This is a genomic window from Chloracidobacterium sp. (assembly GCA_016715795.1).
GTDB lineage: Bacteria > Acidobacteriota > Blastocatellia > Pyrinomonadales > Pyrinomonadaceae > OLB17.
In genome coordinates, this window is record JADJXP010000002.1 from 226,157 (window position 1) to 241,092 (window position 14,936).

13 protein-coding genes are annotated in these 14,936 nt (G+C 58.6%); 4 read left to right on the plus strand and 9 right to left on the minus strand.

Going from position 1 to position 14,936, the window contains the following annotated elements:
* The first annotated feature begins 35 nt into the window (after nt 1–35).
* Nucleotides 36–3,953 carry a TonB-dependent receptor gene (locus IPM59_06040; GenBank protein MBK9215146.1) on the plus strand — a complete coding sequence of 1,306 codons (3,918 nt, stop codon included), beginning with the start codon at nt 36–38 and terminating at the stop codon, nt 3,951–3,953.
* A 212-nt stretch (nt 3,954–4,165) separates the two neighbouring features.
* A complete protein-coding gene (gene queG / locus IPM59_06045; GenBank protein MBK9215147.1) occupies nt 4,166–5,104 on the plus strand; it encodes a tRNA epoxyqueuosine(34) reductase QueG in 939 nt (312 codons plus the stop codon).
* Nucleotides 5,105–5,200: 96 nt separating this feature from the next.
* Here the strand turns inward: queG and tnpA are convergent, their stop codons facing one another.
* Nucleotides 5,201–5,641, minus strand: coding sequence for an IS200/IS605 family transposase (tnpA, locus tag IPM59_06050; GenBank protein ID MBK9215148.1), 441 nt, complete (start codon nt 5,639–5,641; stop codon nt 5,201–5,203).
* A gap of 133 nt (nt 5,642–5,774) precedes the next feature.
* On the opposite strand from tnpA, the gene moaA reads away from it, so the two are divergent.
* The gene (gene moaA / locus IPM59_06055) at nt 5,775–6,767 is read left to right on the plus strand and encodes a GTP 3',8-cyclase MoaA (GenBank protein ID MBK9215149.1); all 993 of its coding nucleotides are present in this window, start codon (nt 5,775–5,777) and stop codon (nt 6,765–6,767) included.
* On the opposite strand, the gene IPM59_06060 is transcribed toward moaA, so the two are convergent.
* The 8 genes from IPM59_06060 to IPM59_06095 all read right to left on the minus strand — a co-directional run bounded on the left by IPM59_06060 (nt 6,764) and on the right by IPM59_06095 (nt 12,488).
* The gene (locus IPM59_06060; GenBank protein MBK9215150.1) at nt 6,764–7,063 is read right to left on the minus strand and encodes a type II toxin-antitoxin system RelE/ParE family toxin; all 300 of its coding nucleotides are present in this window, start codon (nt 7,061–7,063) and stop codon (nt 6,764–6,766) included. The genes moaA and IPM59_06060 overlap by 4 nt on opposite strands.
* A complete protein-coding gene (locus IPM59_06065) occupies nt 7,051–7,233 on the minus strand; it encodes a hypothetical protein (protein ID MBK9215151.1) in 183 nt (60 codons plus the stop codon). The genes IPM59_06060 and IPM59_06065 overlap by 13 nt, the downstream gene beginning before the upstream one ends.
* A complete protein-coding gene (locus IPM59_06070; GenBank protein ID MBK9215152.1) occupies nt 7,230–7,484 on the minus strand; it encodes a DUF433 domain-containing protein in 255 nt (84 codons plus the stop codon). The genes IPM59_06065 and IPM59_06070 overlap by 4 nt, the downstream gene beginning before the upstream one ends.
* A gap of 60 nt (nt 7,485–7,544) precedes the next feature.
* Entirely contained in the window at nt 7,545–8,954 is a 1,410-nt protein-coding gene (locus tag IPM59_06075; protein ID MBK9215153.1) for a tyrosine phenol-lyase, read from the minus strand.
* A gap of 85 nt (nt 8,955–9,039) precedes the next feature.
* Nucleotides 9,040–9,441: a putative toxin-antitoxin system toxin component, PIN family gene (locus tag IPM59_06080; protein ID MBK9215154.1), complete on the minus strand. Its 402-nt coding sequence runs from the start codon at nt 9,439–9,441 to the stop codon at nt 9,040–9,042.
* 6 nt (nt 9,442–9,447) lie between these two features.
* A complete protein-coding gene (locus IPM59_06085; protein ID MBK9215155.1) occupies nt 9,448–9,717 on the minus strand; it encodes a hypothetical protein in 270 nt (89 codons plus the stop codon).
* Between the two features lie 66 nt (nt 9,718–9,783).
* Nucleotides 9,784–10,914 carry a sugar ABC transporter permease gene (locus tag IPM59_06090; GenBank protein ID MBK9215156.1) on the minus strand — a complete coding sequence of 377 codons (1,131 nt, stop codon included), beginning with the start codon at nt 10,912–10,914 and terminating at the stop codon, nt 9,784–9,786.
* 59 nt (nt 10,915–10,973) lie between these two features.
* Entirely contained in the window at nt 10,974–12,488 is a 1,515-nt protein-coding gene (locus tag IPM59_06095; GenBank protein ID MBK9215157.1) for a xylose ABC transporter ATP-binding protein, read from the minus strand.
* Nucleotides 12,489–12,717: 229 nt separating this feature from the next.
* On the opposite strand from IPM59_06095, the gene acs reads away from it, so the two are divergent.
* Nucleotides 12,718–14,670 (plus strand): acetate--CoA ligase, encoded by a 1,953-nt coding sequence (gene acs, locus IPM59_06100; GenBank protein ID MBK9215158.1) that lies wholly within the window; start codon nt 12,718–12,720, stop codon nt 14,668–14,670.
* The last annotated feature ends 266 nt before the right edge of the window (nt 14,671–14,936 follow it).

The following is a 14,936-nucleotide window of genomic DNA, read 5'->3' on the forward strand; positions in this document are numbered from 1 at the left end:
ATCCGGCGACCATACTGCAGGTAAAGGAGACAATAATGAGAGTATTCACGTCTGAGCTTACGCGCGTGGCTGCAAAGATGGCGATGTGCCTCGCGGCGGCCCTGGTGTTCAGCATTCCTGCCCTTTCACAGGCGCAGGCAAATTCGGCCGATCTTGCGGGAACGGTCACGGACCCGACCGGCGCTGTCGTGTCTGGTGCTACCGTCACGGCCCGGCTCAAAGGTGCCGGCGTCAGCCGAACGGTTTCCACCGACGGGCAGGGCAGCTACACCATGATTGGCCTGCCGCCCGGCGAATATGAGGTCACGGCCGAGGCCGCGACGTTCAAAAAGAGCGTCATCTCAGGCATCAGGCTCACCGTCGGCCAGAGCGCCGAACTGACCATCAAGCTCGAGCTGGGCGAGGCATCAGCGACCGTTAACGTCTCGGGCGACGACGTTCAGCTCATCGAGCCGACCAAGACGAATATCTCCAATACCATCGATCAGGCCCGCATCAACAATCTGCCGATCAATGAGCGAAGCGCGACGGGCTTTGCCCTGACGATCTCGACCGTCGGCCGCGACAATGGCCGTCCGATCGGCCCGGCACCGACGTCGGGACTCAATATCGGCGGCCAGCGCGGGCGCTCGACACTTGTGCAGGTTGACGGTGCTGACTTTACGGATAATTCGATCAACGCCGCCCGCTCGACCGTCTCGCAGGAGGCCGTTCAGGAGTATCAGGTCACTACGAACAGCTACATGCCCGAGTTTGGCCGTGCGACCGGCGGCATCGTCAATGTCGTCACACGCCGCGGAACAGACGATTTTCACGGCAGCGTCTTTGGCTTTTTCCGGCACAAGTCCATCCAGGCCAAGAACGCTCTGGCCCCGATCATTGACGGCGATCCCAGCATTAAGCCGCCCTACAAGCGCGGCCAGTACGGCTGGACGTTTGGCGGCCCGCTAAAGCGAGGCAAGACGTTCTTCTTTATGTCATGGGAGCAGCGCAAGCGTCGTGAATCCGGCTTCTTTACCGGCGACATCTTTGGCCGCGACGCCAGCGGCGCGGCCACGGGCAGCGTCACGCTCGGCCCGATACCGGGCTTTATGCCGATCGCGCAGACATTTACTAACCTTACGCCCGCACAGATCGCCTATATCCAGGCGGCCGTCGGCAGCGGCAACGCCGGCCAGGTCGGCCGCGGGCTCGTTTACGCGCATCTCGCGTCCGCCGGCGGCCAGACGGCCCTCAACGGAGCGAGCACGCTGACAAATTTTGTTCCCGGCATCGGCATTCCGCTCGGCTCGGTCGTTGGGCCGCGGTTCATCCTTTCGGGTGCTCCGGTGCCGCTCACCACCGATTCTGAGGGCCGGCTTATCGCATTTCGCCCGCTCAGCGGCCTTGCTCGCGTCTTCCCGATCTCGGAGGACTCGACCTATTCGTCGCTGAGGGTCGATCACGCATTCAACTCGGCCAATCAGCTCTCGGTCCGCCTCGGCTACAATCCGATCGATATCACCGGCGTTCAGGATGAATCTCAGAACCAGACCGTCGGCCAGAATGATTTTTCGCGGACCGGTATTACTGCGGTCGAGGACATCTCGGTCGGCACCTCGCTGACCAGCGTCTTGTCAAACAACATCCTCAATGAGGCGTTCTACAATTACGGCCGCCGTCAGGCGTCGTTCCAGTCGGCCGTTCCGAGCGTTGCTCATCAGATATCGGGCACGGCGTTCATGGGGTCAAATCCGTTCTCGCCTGTGTTCAGGACCGAGACGCGGCATCAGATCCGCGACAATATGACGATCGTCAAGGGCTCGCACACGTTCAAGTTCGGCGGCGATATTAACTGGATCAGCGGCAACGCGAAATTTGAACTCAACTTCCCGGCGCTCTTTAACTTTGGCGCGCAGGCGGGCGGAGGCCTCGTTTCGGTCCCAAACAATCCGGGAGCGCCGCCGAGCCCGGCTAATCCGGCGATAGCCTGCGACAATGCGGCTCTCGCCCAGCGGTGCCCTGCACTGACGGCCGTTCAGGCATACGGCCTCGGATTTCCGGCGGCGTTCATTCAGGGCTTTGGCGACCCGAACAGCGAGCTCGCCAATAAGCCCGTCGCATTTTTTGCCCAGGACACTTGGAAGATCGCGCGGCGCTTTACGATCAACTACGGCTTCCGCTACGACTACGAGTTTACCAACCAGTATTCACCCGTTCCATTTACCGACCCGCTCACAGGCATCACGCTCTCGGCCGCCGACATCCAGACGGCGCAGGACGCGCTTGGCGTAACGCAGGGCTTCCCGCGTGACAAGAACAACTGGGCGCCGCGCGTCGGATTTGCATGGGACGTCACGGGCAAGGGTTCTACGGTGATCCGCGGGGCGATCGGGCGGTTCTTTGACCATCCGCTGCTCGTGGTCGCCTTTAACTCGAACATTGCCGACGGCTCGCAGCAGCAGCAGGCGACGCTCCTGCCCATCGGCGGGCCATCGCCGACGGGCCTGTTTAATGCGTTTCAGGTATTCCACGGCACGGTCTGCAACCGCGGAACGGCCACCAGCCCGTATTGTGCCGCCGCCCTCGCGGCCGCGCCGCCGGGCACGCGAACGCCCGCAATTGCTCAGTCGGCCAACTACCTCTTTGGACAGCAGCGTTTTGATCCGTCAACCTTTACAGGCTTTGGGCCGATCCTGCCGTTTACGCTCCATGTGGCAAAGGATTTCCAGTATCCCGACGCGCTGCAGGGCAACATCACCTTTGAGCAGGCGCTCGGGCGCAACACGCTGCTCACCGCAAGCTACATCAGGGTCAACGTCAAGCACCTCGCACATCCCGGCGACGCGAATCAGGTCGATCAGGCGGCGCTGGTCGAGAATTTCCGCCGCTTCTTTGGCGGCCCGCCGCCGAGCCTGTCGGCCGCGGCATTTGGCATCAGCATCCCGTCGTCGGCGGCCGATCCGCGTGTAGTTGCATGCCCGCCGGGCGTTCCTGCTCCGCTGTGCTTTACCAACCTTGCTGCGACATGGGCGGCGATCGTTCCGGGCTTTATCGCCGCACCGGTCGCTAACCTCAACAGCCGCGTCGTCAGCCCCATCGCGGCGGACTATTTCCGCCAGCTTGGGCCTAACTACTTCTTTGTCAAGGCCCTTACGGGGCTGAACAAGGCCCAGTTCGACCCGCTGCTCGCGGGCACGCTCCGCAGCGTTGGGCCGATCAATCCGTACGGCTCGGTGAACGCTCAGACCTCGGACGGCAAGTCGGACTACAAGGCACTGAACCTCGAATTGAAGAAGCGGTTCTCAAACAGCATGCAGTTCCTCGCCTCCTACACGTGGTCGCACTCGGTCGATGATTCGTCCGACCTGCAGACGCTGCTGCTGCCGCAGGACCTTCGCGATATGGGCGGCGAGCGTTCGGATTCGCTCTTTGACCAGCGTCATCGCTTTGTGTTCAGCGGCTTTATGTCCACGCCCGAATCATGGCGTTCAAAGGGCGGATTCAAGAGCTTCCTGCACGGATTCACCTTTGCACCGATCGTCGAATACGGCTCGGGCCGCCCGTTCAATATCCTCGCCGTCGGCGATGCGAATGGCGACTTTAATTCGTCAAACGAGCGTCCCAGCGTCCGCTCTGACGGCACGCTTTGCCAGACGGGCGTCGATCCCAACTGCTTTACGGGCGTCTTTCCGACCACGCCAAACCTGCCTCGCAACATGGGCATCACGCACGACTACCTGTCGTTCGATGCCCGCCTGACAAAGCGGATCAAGTTTGGCGAGCGCGTCTCGCTCGATCTGATCGCCGAGGGCTTCAATCTCCTCAATCGTTTTAACGAGGCGTCGGCCAACCCGTTCTATCAAGTCGTCAATGCCTTTGACAAGCGGGCAGGAAACGGTAAATACTATAGCCAGCCGCAGGCCGCTTTTGATCCGAGACAGTTTCAGTTCGGCGTCAAGGTCGGTTTCTAGTCGGCACATTTCTCTCCACTCTGATCCACCGGGCGGCCGCAATGCCGCCCGGCCTTTCTTTCATATCTTCTATTGCCGTTGCCTTCAGGCAACGGTCCGAATCGAACTAGGACACCGGGCTTTAGCCCAACCGCGCGTTTGGGCTAAAGCCCAATTTGTCTGGCCAAGGCAACCGTTCGCTAAAGCGGACGGCAATTGATATACCTGATGTAATGTCCCTTGGCGACGCAATCAAACGCACCGCCCGCGATATCGGCTTTGACGCCGTCGGTATTGTTGCGGCCGCGTCGCTCGATACTGAGGGCGATCACCTGCGCGGCTGGCTCGGCCGCGAATTTCACGGCACGATGGCTTGGATGGAGCGCGAACCTGAAAAACGCACCGATCCGCGTCGGCTGATGCCCGAGGCCAGATCGATCGTCGTCGTCCTCCACAACTACTTCACGCCGCATAAGCACGCCGACGCGGGTAAGATATCTCGCTACGCCTGGGGCGACGATTACCACGATGTCCTTCGTGAAAAACTCAACCAACTGCTCGAATGGATAACGACAAAGCGGCCCGAAGCGAACGGCAAAATATGCGTCGATACCGCTCCATTCATGGACAAAGCCTGGGCCGTGCGTGCAGGCTTGGGCTGGCTCGGCAAGCACAGCAATCTCATCACCACGACGCACGGCTCGTGGCTCTTTATCGGCTCACTCCTGCTCGATATCGAACTCGACTACGACACGGAACACGTTGACGATCACTGCGGCACCTGCACCGCCTGCATCGACGCCTGCCCGACCGGTGCTATTGTCGAGCCATACGTAGTCGATTCGAACAAATGTATTTCCTACGCGACCATCGAACTCCGCGACGAACGCCTGCCCATCGACACCGCCGGCTGGCTTTACGGTTGCGACATCTGCCAGGACGTCTGCCCTTGGAACCGATTTGAACAACCAACAGCCGAACCTCGCTTTTTGCCTCGCCACGGCGAGACGTCACTGTCACCCGAAACCGTTCTTTCGCTCGAACACGACGAGTATGTAAATCGCTTCCGCCACTCCGCCATCAAACGGGCCAAACTATCCGGCCTAAAACGCAACGCCGCCGCGTTGAATGAAAAAGAGCCCGTGCTGAATCGCGAACCCAAGCGTGCGTAGCACGCGACAATTACGATAGCTACAGGTGAAGCGAAGCGAAACCTGTAGAAAGAGAAACCAACGTCATCGAGCGTGTGAAACACGCGTAACAATCGGCTAACCCCATAGATATCGTTCGTCGAACTCGATACCATGCTTAACGAGTAGTCCCTTGTACTCGTCCTCGAATGTTTGGGCGCGATGGTGTATCTTCTGATCGCGGATATATTTTCGCACCTTGTTCGCGACCGATTCACTGACTGTAAACGCCCCATACCGACGTTGCCACTGGAATTTCGGATCGAACTTTTGCCTAATAAAGCGCGACGAACCGGCCTTCAACTCCCGCATAAAATCAGAGAACTTAAGGTCCGGCCCGAGGCGAAGGAGGAGATGACCATGATCCGGCATTCCATTGATCTCGAGCGCTCGGCCGCCATTGTTCTTTACGATGCCGGCGAGGTATGCATAAAGTTCGGCCTCCCATTCAGCCCGGATCAACGGCATCCGATCTTTCGTCGCAAAGACCACGTGATACAAAAAATGTGTATGTGACATAGTTGTTGTTTCGCCTGTTACACAGGCTCGGAGTTTTTTGGTGCGACTTTACTACAGGTTCCGCTGTGCTGCACCTGTAGCTATCGAAATCGTCGCGTGCTTCGCACGCTCAGGTGAGTGCGATATTATTTGAATTGTGCTCACCGACGCTCACAACCGAACGATCCGCGACCTGCGCATTTCGCTCACCGACAGGTGCAATTTTCGCTGTTTCTACTGCCTGCCGCACGGCGAGCCGGCGTGGGCCAGTCGCAAGACGCTGTTGACGTTTGAGGAGCTAGAACGCCTCGTCAGCATCTTTGTCGATCTGGGCATTGAGAAGATACGCCTGACGGGCGGCGAACCGCTGATACGCCGCGACGTGCCCGTGCTGGTCGAAAAGTTCGCACGGCTCAAGCCGCGATTAAAGGACATCGCGTTAACAACGAACGGCTACGATTTTCCGCGTCATGCCGATGCGCTGCGTGACGCCGGGCTCGACCGCGTGACCCTGAGCCTCGACACGCTCGATCGCGACAGGTTCATCGATATCACAGGCGTTGACGCGCTCGAACGCGTTTACGCCGCCATTGATAAGGCGAAAGAACTCGGGTTTGACCCGGTCAAGGTCAACGCCGTCATCGTCCGCGGCCGCAACGAGGACGAGCTGGTCGATTTTGCACGTTTTGCCCGCGAACAGGCCATTTCGTTCCGCTTTATCGAATATATGCCGCTCGACAGCGGCCGCGACTGGACGCGCGAGGCAATGGTCTCGGGCCGCGAGATACGCGACGCGATCAATGCGGTCTTTCCGCTGGAACTGAAAGAAACGTCTCGCGGCACCGGCACGGCTTGGAATTACACCTTTGCCGACGGCTCACCGGGCGAGATCGGCATCATCGCCCCCGTCACCGAAATGTTCTGCGGCCAATGCTCACGTATCCGCCTGACCGCCGACGGCCAGATCCGCACGTGCCTCTTCTCAACCGTTGAGCACAACCTCCGAGATGTGTTGCGCAGAGGCGCAACTGACACCGAACTCGCGCAATTCATCGAACAGACCGTTTTGCAGAAAGAGGCCCGCCACCACATCAACGACGCAACCTTCGTCCAGCCGGAGCGGACGATGAGTTTTATTGGGGGTTAGGGTCTGAGGGAAAGGTCGAGTAAGCGACGGCCGTGAATGATAGCGGCTATGTCGATCTCATCAGGCTTTATCTTGTAGAGGATTCGGTAGTTGTAGGCGAATATCTCTCGCATCGAGTCGTCTTCGAACTCAGGTACCACGCGTCCGATATATGGAAAATCGCCTAATCTGCGCGTCTTTCGCAGAATAGTGCGGACCACTGCTTTGGAATAATGCTCGGAATCTAGGGCAATGAACTGGGCGATCTCTTCAAGCTCGTCGGTCGCTCGTTGCGACCATACGATCAAACGAGCCATTTACTCAGCCTCGCTTCAACTTCGTCCTGAGTAAGCCCACCGTCCTTTTCGATGGATTCAAGACCTTTTTGCACTTTATCCATTACATAGAGGTGATATTGAATGTCCTCGATCGATGTGTCGGCAGGCAGCCTTTCGAGTAAGGCTGTTACCTCTTCTTTGGTGTTCATATTGTCCTCAATGTTGAGAGAAGTTCCTCGTGTTCGACGGTCGGTTCTTCACGACGTGCGGCTACAACCGGGAGATCCTCGATGTCTTCCATCGCCTGACGGGTCAGACGCGGGTGGGCATCGAGCATTTGCTCGATGGTCTCGCCAGCCGCGAGCTTTTCGAGGATCAATTCGACCGTAATGCGTGTTCCGGCAATGACCGGTTTGCCCATCATCACGCCGGGATCGGTTGTGATCAGGTCAATTCCCATGTCCTAATGATACATCAGACGCCGACGGTCGTGGCAAATATTACATTACGAGCAGAAAACTCACAGCCGCTCAAACCTCGCCTGGAAGAACCTCAGATACCTCGGCTCATAGACCATCTTGAGGCCTCGGGCGCTCTCTCTGTTCTCGTAAACGGCGCGGACTGATTCGGCGACGACGTCCATGTGGGCTTGCGTGTAAACGCGTCGCGGGATCGTGAGCCGTGCGAGTTCGAGCTTGGGATAATGATGATCGCCCGTTACAGGGTCGCGCCCCGCCGAGGCGATGCCGCGCTCCATCGAGCGAATGCCTGAGTCGAGATAAAGCTCGGCGGCCAGCGTCTGAGCAGGGAATTTTATCTGCTCCAGATGCGGATAGAACGCTTTTGCGTCCAAAAAGATCGCGTGCCCGCCGACGGGATGCACTATCGGTATGCCCCACGTCGTCAGCAGTTGGCCGAGATAGAGCACCTGGCCGATGCGCGAATTGACATGCTCATCTTCAACACTCTCAGCGATGCCGATGGCCATTGCCTCCATGTCGCGTCCCGCGAGGCCGCCGTAGGTGTGCAGGCCCTCGTAAACGACGACGAGATTGCGTAGCTCCTCAAACATTTCTCGGTCGTTGATCGCCAGCCAGCCGCCGATATTCACCAGGTTGTCTTTTTTTGCGCTCATCCACGCGCCGTGCGAATACGAGCAGAATTCGAGCAGTATTTCGGCGATCGTCTTGTCGGCATAGCCCTCTTCGCGCTCGCGGATGAACCAGGAATTCTCGACCAGCCGCGTCGCGTCGAGATACAGCTTGATGCCGTAGCGGTCAACGAGCTCGCGAACGGCTCGCACGTTTTCCATGCTCACGGGCTGTCCGCCCGCCATGTTGACCGTGCCCGCGAGGCTGACATAGGCGATATTCGCCGCGCCTTTCTCATTGATCAACGCGTCGAGCTTGCCGACGTCGATGTTGCCCTTAAATGGATGTAATACTTGGGGATAATGGGCCTCGTCGATGATCACATCGACAAAGATGCCCCCGGCGAGCTCCTGATGCAGCCGCGTTGTCGTGAAATACATATTGCCGGGCACGAACTGTCCCCGCTTGATCGCGACCTGGCTGATGAGGTGCTCGGCACCGCGGCCCTGGTGCGTCGGGACGATGAATTCGTAGCCGTAGTACTTTCGGATGGCGTCTTCGAGGTGATAGTAATTTCGGCTGCCCGCGTAGGCCTCATCGCCGAGCATCATTCCGGCCCACTGCCGATCTGACATCGCCGAAGTGCCGCTGTCGGTCAGCAGGTCGATATATACTTCCTGCGAGCGGAGCAGGAATGTATTGTATCCCGCGTCCTCGAGCGCCTTCTCGCGCTGGCTGCGGTCGGTCATTCGCAGCGGCTCGACCATCTTGATCTTCCACGGCTCGGCCCACGAACGCCGCTCAAACTGCTGGCCGATCGTCATTAATGTATCTGGCATAAAGTTCTCCCAGCCTCAACTTTGACGGCTGAAGCGGGAAGTCTGTATGACGTGGGTCACAAACGGGCAAGTTCTGCGGGGAATGTTAGATCCCTCTCTGCACAAAGTCTCTCGGCGTAACGATCTCGACATCGCGAAACGGATTCAAAACGAGCAGGTCGCTGTCGCCAGTGATCAGATAATCAGCGTCACCGCTGACCGCAAGCGCGAGGAACTTATCGTCGTTGGGATCGCGACATGCTCGAATTGGCTCCGATATTCGGACTAGCTCCGCGACTTCGATCAGTTCGCGGATAAAATTACGACGTTGGGTCTGATGTGAATATCGATCAAATTTAGTTCGGTTGAGAGTGTTATCCAATTCTTCGAGGACATCGACGGACACAAGAATGGTTCCCCGTTCGAACAGAAGATCCAACGCTCGTCGAGGAATGCCGCCGACTATCGCTGCGCTCACGAGGACGCTGTTGTCAATGACGCCGCGCAAAGGGTATCAGTCCTTTTTGAGGATCTCATCGAGGATCTCTTGTGTCATGCCGTTACGACGCGCGGTTTCGGCCATTTCATCCATCGTCCTCTTCAACGCCGCAATGCTCCTCCGTCTTTCGGCAGCCGTTTGGGGTTTTCTGAACCGACGGAGCCGCATGTAATCTTCCAACGCACGCATTGCGAATGTGCCCTCTGAGACGCCGTCCTCGCGCGCGGCCTTGCCAAGCGTGGCCTTGACATCATCGGGGAGATCGATCGTCAGTGTTGCGCTCATAGGACGTACTCCTTCGACAATCTAGATTCTAACAGCAGCGATCATGGCGAACCAAGAAAAATCGCTTCATCCCTGCCGCCGTCCCATCATATCCAGCCCGACGGCGGCCACGAGGATCGAGCCTTTGATGATGTCCTGCATAAAGTCGCGCACATTCAAGAGCGACATTCCGTTGTCGAGCGATGCCATGATAAGTGCCCCTAAGCACGCGCCGAAGACCGTGCCTCGCCCGCCCATCAATGACGCTCCACCGATCACGCAGGCGGCGATGGCGTCCAGTTCTTTTAGCACGCCGGCGTCCGGTGCGGCGCTGCCGACGCGGGCGGTGAAGATGAGTGCCGCAACGCCCGTCAACGCGCCCAACAGGCCGTAAACCTTCAGAACATTGCGTTTATTGTCGATACCCGAAAGCCGTGCGGCGTCGGCATTGCCGCCGATGGCGTAAAGGTACCGGCCAAACACGGTCGAATTCGTCAGAAAAGCGCCGATCAGCGCGACGGCGACCAAGATCAGCACCGGCACCGGCACGCCGACAAAAACGCCCATGCTCTCGTACGAATTCATCACCCAAACGAACGCCACGATGCCGCCGACGGGGAGGATCGTCTTGAGTAGTTCACTGAGGTGATCGCCAGAGGACCTCGCCCGCCGCACGGCCGCGAGCAGCACGAGAATTATCGCTACGCCCGCCAACGCCCAGCCGGCAGTCGTGCCGATATAGCTCTGCCCGATCGCCTTAAAGCTCTCATCCGCTACCGGAACGGTGTTGCCGCCGAGCAGCCACTTGACCGCGCCGCGCCACGCGAGCAGTCCGCCGAGCGTGACGATAAAGGCCGGGATGTTCAGATACGCGGTCAGCACTCCGTGAAACAGGCCCACGACCAGCCCGACGGCAACCGCCGCAACTATCGACTCAGGCAATCCGTAGCCCCACATCGACAGCATCATCGCCGCAATGCCGCCCGCAAACCCAAGCACCGACCCGACCGACAGGTCGATGTTGCCCGACACGATCACCATCAGCATCCCGACCGCGATCACGCCCGTCACCGTCATCTGTGTCATCAGGTTAGACAGGTTCCTCGGCGTCAAAAACACATAACCCGTCGCCCAGTGGAAATACATCCAAATCCCCGCAAGCACGGCGATCATGATGTATGCTCGCAGAGAGGAAGTTTTGATAAGATTATCGGTCATATATGTCTAAACGCATATGTGTCGGCCATACTAATTAGTAATTACTAATTTGATAATTACTAATTAGAATGTCCTCCCGTTGCCGCTGCCATCACCTTCTCCGGCGTAGCTTCTTCTCGACCAAACTCACCCGCGACACATCCTTCGTGTAATACGATCACACGATCTGACAGGCCTAATACTTCCGGCAGTTCGCTCGACACAAGCACGATCGCCATGCCTTCGCCGGCGAGCTTGTTGATCTCGGCGTAGATCTCCTGTTTGGCACCGACGTCGATGCCGCGGGTTGGCTCATCCAAAAACAAAATGCGCGGGTTGGTCAGCAGCCACTTGCCCAACACCACTTTCTGCTGATTGCCGCCGGAGAGCGTTCCTGTAACGGCCGTCGGTGATGGTGCTTTGACGCGCAGCGACGACATCTGTGCGGACGCGGCGGCGGCCTCACGGCTGTGGTTTGTCAGGACGCGGCCTGAGATGGAACGAATTCCGGCAAGTGTCATATTGTCAACGATCGTTTGATCGAGGATGAGGCCGTATCGCTTGCGGTCCTCGGTGACAAAGGCGATGCCGTGACGGATGGCATCGGCGGGCGATGCGATATTCACCGTCCGCCCGTCGATCTCGACGCGGCCGTCGACACGGCCGCTCCACGCGCCGAATATCGTCATCAGCAGTTCGCTTCGGCCCGAGCCCATTAGCCCCGCGATGCCGAGCACCTCGCCGCGACGCACCGCAAACGACACGTTATCGACCCGCTTTCTGACGCCGTCATCGGCCCACGCCGTCACGCCCGAGACACTCAGCACGATGTCGCCTCGTTCATGAATGGCCTCGGGAAAGATGTCGCCGACCTCGCGACCGACCATCGCGGCGATCACGCCGTCGCGTGTCGCATCGGCCGCCGCAAACGTGCCGACCGTTCGCCCGTCGCGCAGCACGGTGATGCGCTCGCTCATCCTGAAGACCTCGTCCAGCTTGTGTGAGATATAGATCAAGCCGACGCCGCGCGTCTTTAATTTCTCCAATATCTCAAACAGCGTCTCGACCTCAGCATCGGTCAGCGCGGATGTCGGCTCGTCCAGCACCAGTATCTTCGCGTTCTGCGATAATGCCTTCGCTATCTCGACGAGCTGCTGCTGGCCGATGCCGAGTGAGCCTGCCTGTGCTCGCGCGTCGATATCTAAATGCAAGTCCTGCAACAGCTTAGCGGCCTTGTCGTATAATTCGTGCCAGTTGACGATACCGAATCTCGACGGCTCGCGGCCGAGAAAGATGTTTTCGCCGACGGTCAGTTCCTTTACGAGCGACAGCTCCTGATAGATGATCGCGACGCCCGCGGCCTCGCTGTCGCGAATGCCCCCGAAGCGAACGGGCTCGTCGCCCACGATGATCTCGCCTTCAAAATCGCCCGCCGGATACACGCCCGACAGCACCTTCATCAGCGTCGATTTGCCCGCGCCGTTCTCGCCGACCAGGGCATGAAACTCGCCGCTATCAAGTGCAAACGACACGCCGTCGAGCGCCCGCACGCCCGGGAATTCCTTGACGATGTCTCGCATCTCCAAAAGCCGCATTTGCCCGATTTTACACGACTCGATAAGTTGCCACTAGCTTTAGCTAGTGGATGCAGTAAATTAGGGGGCCGGCTTTAGCCCAATATAGCTTCAACGCCGCCAGATCTTGGGCTAAAGCCCTGCCGTGTGTTGACGACTTGACCTCCACCTAAAGGTGGAGGCAATTCATAGAAAAGTCTAGCTCCCGTGCGTCTTTGCGTCCTTTGCGTCTTTGCGTTAAAAACTACATATGCCCGAGCACAACACTATCGAATCCGTCCTTACCGAGGACCGTGTTTTTGAGCCGCCGCCGGAATTTGCCCAGAGCGCGCATATGCGTTCGTTTGAGGAATACCTCTTGGCCTATGCGGATGCGGCTAAGGACGTGCCCGGCTTCTGGGCGAAGCAGGCCGAGTCGCTCGATTGGTTTCGCCGGTGGGACACCGTTCTCGAATGGTTTGAACCGCACGCCAAGTGGTTCGTCGGCGGCCGCATCAATATCTCGCACAACTGCCTCGACCGCCACCTCAACACGTGGCGCAAAAATAAAGCCGCCTTTATCTGGGAAGGCGAGCCCGGCGAGCAGCGAACTCTGACCTATTTACAACTGCACCGCGAGGTCTGCCGCTTTGCAAATGTGCTCAAGAAGCTCGGCGTTAAGACGGGCGACCGCGTCGCGCTCTACATGCCGCTCGTGCCTGAGCTTGCGATCGCGATGCTCGCGTGCACGCGCATCGGCGCGACGCACACGGTGATCTTTGGCGGATTTTCGGCTGACGCGATCCGCGACCGCGTCAATGATTGCGGCTGTAAGCTCATCGTCACCGCCGACGGCGCCTATCGACGCGGGAGCGAGATCGAATTGAAAAAGGCAGTTGACGCCGCCGCACTGCAGTGCCCAACTGTTGAGAACATAGTGGTTTACCGCCGCACCGGCAGCGAGATCAAGATGCAGCCCGGCCGCGACCATTGGTGGCACGAACTGATGGACGCCGTTGACGCGACGTGCCCGGCCGAGCCTTTGGAATCAGAACATCCGCTCTACATCCTTTATACGAGCGGCACGACCGGCAAGCCCAAGGGCATCCTCCACACCACCGGCGGCTACCTCGTGCAGGCGGCATACACGACCAAAATGGTCTTTGACCTCAAGGACGAAGACGTCTTTTGGTGCACCGCCGACATCGGCTGGGTCACGGGCCACAGCTATGTCGTCTATGGGCCGCTGGCGAATGGCGCTACGGTCGTGATGTATGAGGGCGCACCAAACTTTCCCGACTTTGACCGCTTCTGGGACATCATCGAGCGCCACCGTGTGACGATCTTTTACACGGCGCCGACGGCCATTCGCGCATTCATAAAATGGGGCGAGCAGTATCCGTTGAAGCACGACCTCAGCTCGCTTCGCCTGCTCGGCACCGTCGGCGAGCCGATCAATCCAGAGGCGTGGATGTGGTATCACCAGACGATAGGCAAGGGAAAATGCCCGATCGTAGATACGTGGTGGCAGACCGAGACGGGCTCGATCATGATAAGCCCTCTGCCCGGCGCGACGCCGACCGTTCCCGGAACGGCTACTCGCCCGCTGCCCGGCATCATTCTCGATGTTGTCAATAAAAAGGGCGAATCGGTCGGCGACAACGAGGGCGGCTATCTCGTCGCTCGGCATCCGTGGCCGTCGATGCTCCGCACGCTGTGGGGCGACGACGAGCGGTATAAACAGGCGTATTGGTCAGAGATACCGGGAATGTATTTCGCCGGCGACGGCGCTCGGCGCGACGAGCGCGGCTACTATTGGATCATGGGCCGCGTTGACGACGTGATCAACGTGAGCGGTCACCGGCTCGGCACGGCTGAGATCGAGTCCGCGCTCGTGTCGCACGAAACGGTTGCCGAGGCCGCCGTCGTCGGCCGCCCCGACGACCTCAAAGGCCAGGCCATCGCGGCATTCATCACGCTCGAAGGCGGCCGCACGGGCAGCGACGAATTAAAGGAGACCTTACGCACCCACGTCGCCAAAGAGATCGGCGCCCTCGCCAAACCCGACGACATCCGCTTCACCGATGCCCTGCCAAAAACGCGTTCGGGCAAAATAATGCGGCGATTATTGCGCGAACTTGCCTCCAGCGGCACCGTCGCCGGCGACGTCACCACGCTCGAGGATTTCTCTGTTCTGGAAAAATTGAGAGAGGACGAGGAATAAGCGTCTAACACGAGAGTAACAGCAAACCACACAGTATCCGCGTGAATTCAGAACCGAGAGCGGCAGCGACCGGATTCTCTCTGCGTGCGAATGTTTATCGGTGAAAGGATCCGGTCGTTTCCGCTCCCGGTTCTGACCTTCTATCACCCACGAGTACCGAATCTACGCAGTTTGCGACATTTTGTGCATTTTGAGTTATTTTGTGCATTCTGCATCATTCTGCGAATTCTGGCATTCCAATCCGCGTGTGTTCCTGCTATGAATGT

What these genes read in the sequence shown, in the direction of transcription:
- IPM59_06040 (MBK9215146.1), top strand. Translation starts at nt 36, where the DNA reads ATGAGAGTATTCACGTCTGAGCTTACGCGCGTGGCTGCAAAGATGGCG.
- queG (MBK9215147.1), top strand. Translation starts at nt 4,166, where the DNA reads ATGTCCCTTGGCGACGCAATCAAACGCACCGCCCGCGATATCGGCTTT.
- tnpA (MBK9215148.1), bottom strand. Translation starts at nt 5,641, where the DNA reads ATGTCACATACACATTTTTTGTATCACGTGGTCTTTGCGACGAAAGAT.
- IPM59_06060 (MBK9215150.1), bottom strand. Translation starts at nt 7,063, where the DNA reads ATGGCTCGTTTGATCGTATGGTCGCAACGAGCGACCGACGAGCTTGAA.
- IPM59_06065 (MBK9215151.1), bottom strand. Translation starts at nt 7,233, where the DNA reads ATGAACACCAAAGAAGAGGTAACAGCCTTACTCGAAAGGCTGCCTGCC.
- IPM59_06070 (MBK9215152.1), bottom strand. Translation starts at nt 7,484, where the DNA reads ATGGGAATTGACCTGATCACAACCGATCCCGGCGTGATGATGGGCAAA.
- IPM59_06075 (MBK9215153.1), bottom strand. Translation starts at nt 8,954, where the DNA reads ATGCCAGATACATTAATGACGATCGGCCAGCAGTTTGAGCGGCGTTCG.
- IPM59_06085 (MBK9215155.1), bottom strand. Translation starts at nt 9,717, where the DNA reads ATGAGCGCAACACTGACGATCGATCTCCCCGATGATGTCAAGGCCACG.
- IPM59_06090 (MBK9215156.1), bottom strand. Translation starts at nt 10,914, where the DNA reads ATGACCGATAATCTTATCAAAACTTCCTCTCTGCGAGCATACATCATG.
- IPM59_06095 (MBK9215157.1), bottom strand. Translation starts at nt 12,488, where the DNA reads ATGCGGCTTTTGGAGATGCGAGACATCGTCAAGGAATTCCCGGGCGTG.
- acs (MBK9215158.1), top strand. Translation starts at nt 12,718, where the DNA reads ATGCCCGAGCACAACACTATCGAATCCGTCCTTACCGAGGACCGTGTT.